The organism is Dehalogenimonas sp. THU2 (assembly GCF_039749495.1).
GTDB lineage: Bacteria > Chloroflexota > Dehalococcoidia > Dehalococcoidales > Dehalococcoidaceae > Dehalogenimonas.
The window spans coordinates 1-2,128 of sequence record NZ_JBDLLU010000032.1; the positions used below are offsets into that span (position 1 = coordinate 1).

General features: G+C 52.5%; 2 protein-coding genes and 1 pseudogene. All 3 read left to right on the forward strand.

Annotated elements, in window-relative coordinates; translation table 11 throughout:
• Positions 1–152 precede the first annotated feature (152 nt).
• Positions 153–344 (forward strand): annotated as a pseudogene (locus ABFB09_RS09605) (cobalamin-dependent protein); the annotation flags it as partial.
• Entirely contained in the window at positions 345–1,586 is a 1,242-nt protein-coding gene (locus ABFB09_RS09610; RefSeq protein ID WP_347001277.1) for a radical SAM protein, read from the forward strand.
• 197 nt (positions 1,587–1,783) lie between these two features.
• Positions 1,784–2,128: twin-arginine translocation signal domain-containing protein (locus ABFB09_RS09615; RefSeq protein ID WP_347001214.1), on the forward strand; the 345-nt coding region annotated here is incomplete at its 3' end.

A 2,128-nucleotide genomic window follows, 5' to 3' on the forward strand; every position in this document is an offset into this window, starting at 1 on the left:
CGGACGTCGCTACTTTTCTGTGGATTCGATGAAGAAAACGCTGGAAGGGGCGCAGGAGGAACCCCTTATCATGGCTTTACAACCTTAATGATTCGGGAAACCACCAATCATGAATTTACACCACTTGACGGGACACTACCACCGAGTTTGCCCCGTCGCTGATCGGCTTCTCTGTGGCCAGCGGTCCCAAGATCTTGGACGGGATATCTCTGTCTCTTGAATTCAAGCAGTTGTTCCCGGACGTCAAAATCGTCTGGGGCAGCACTCATCCCAGCGCGCTGCCGGAACAAACCATAAGCGAACCCTTCATCGATTACGTCGTCATCGGAGCTGGTGAATACACGATGCTTGAACTTGCGGACCACCTGGACGGGCGGGGGTCCGGACCGATCGACAGCATCAAGGGTTTGGTCTTTAAAAAGGATAACCAGATCATCCGTAACGAACCTCGTCCTTTCATCGAAGACCTGGACCAATTGCCGGATCCGGCATGGCATATGGTTGACGTTAAACAGTACTGGGCTTTCGCTCTGAATACCAGCCGTGGTTGTCCCTTCAAATGCACTTTCTGTTATAACACAAGGTTCCATAATGGTTACAGGGCGGATCTTTCGGTTTCTAAGATTATCGCCCAGATCGAACACCTTCAAAAAGAGTACGGCGCCAAGTCCATACGATTTTTTGAGGACAATTTTACCTTTAATCGTAAGCGGCTGCGTGAGTTTTGTAACGGGATAATCCAACGAAAAATCAAGTTCGAGTGGGACTGTGAGGCCAGAGCCGACCTGAGCGAAGAAGAGATCGCTCTAATGGCCAAAGCCGGCTGCACCTCGGTCGGCCTGGGCGTGGAAACCGGCAGCCACAGGATGCTGCACTTTCTCAAAAAGGGCATGCATCTGCCTCAAATGGAGAAGTCATTCTGGTTGTTCGTCAAATACAAGATATCCCCGCGATTGTATATCCTGCATGCTCTCCCGACCGAAACTATCGAAGATTTCGCCCAGACCCACGAACTGATGGAAAGGCTGGATTTTCCTCCGTACCTCTACATGCACTTCGTCCCATATCCCGGGACTCCGCTCGCTGAGTACTGCTTTAATAAAGGACTTGTCGAGGCTCCAAAAAGCCTGGCTGAATGGGGAGAGTTCGTCACCAAGGCCGGCATGGAGATGAATCTTTCCGATCTGCCGGATGAGGTCCTGGCGGAGCTTCGGAGTCATTTCAGGAGAACCTACACCACTCGCAGGCTGCGTTTTGCCATAAGGCACCGCCCTGGGTTCCTATTCACCGGCGTGACTCATCCCATTGAGTTCTTTAAGACTATTCGTGATCTATTCAAGAGCTCGCTGGCCTATATCAAAGGGGAAAAAGACAAGGAATCCCTGCCTTTCAACATTCTCAAATCCCCTACGATCATCTGGTACCGGAAGCATGCACAGGCTGTCGCGGAACAGGTGGCCAAGCGAACGGCGGAATTGCAGCGTGAAGTTGATCTGTTGAATAGACAGCTTGAAAAGAACAGCGCGGGATCTGAAGGCGAACAGGAAGAAGACACCCTCGGATCAAAGGATACTGCCGCGGTATAGGGGTGAACGGAGGAAGGTTGTGAGTTGGTATCAGGGCATAACTGGTGACTTGAACGGGATAGTTACAACTGTCTCGAACACTTTGGGATCAAGAATACGGAAAGAAAGGCGGGTAAGGAGTTCAAGGTTGGGCAACCGGGGAAGACCGGCTGACTACCAGGAAAGACTGGAATAATCGATGAAAGTTGAAAAACTCAATGCCCAAGTTTCATAGCACAATAAGCAGAAGAGACTTCATGAAAGCCCTGGGTCTGGCGGGAGCCGGACTCGGCGCTACCGCCGCCTTTGCCCCGTCCTTTGTCGACCTGGACGACGCCACCTCTGCCGGCGCCATTGCCAAGCCCTGGTTCCAGAAGGAACTCGAGTTCGAGACCCTGGCCCGCGCCGAGATCGACTGGAACGTTCTGCAGCGCACCGACAGAGCCACCCAGAAATGGGTGTTCAATTCCAATGAGGTCGACCGCGAAGAGTACGTCAAAAAGCGTGAGCCCGGTTACAAGGGTGTCAGCCTTCGTGACTACGCCCGCACCGGCGCTTCCTCC

Coding starts and splice junctions, on each gene's coding strand:
- ABFB09_RS09610 (WP_347001277.1), top strand. CDS start 345: ATGCTTGAACTTGCGGACCACCTGGACGGGCGGGGGTCCGGACCGATC.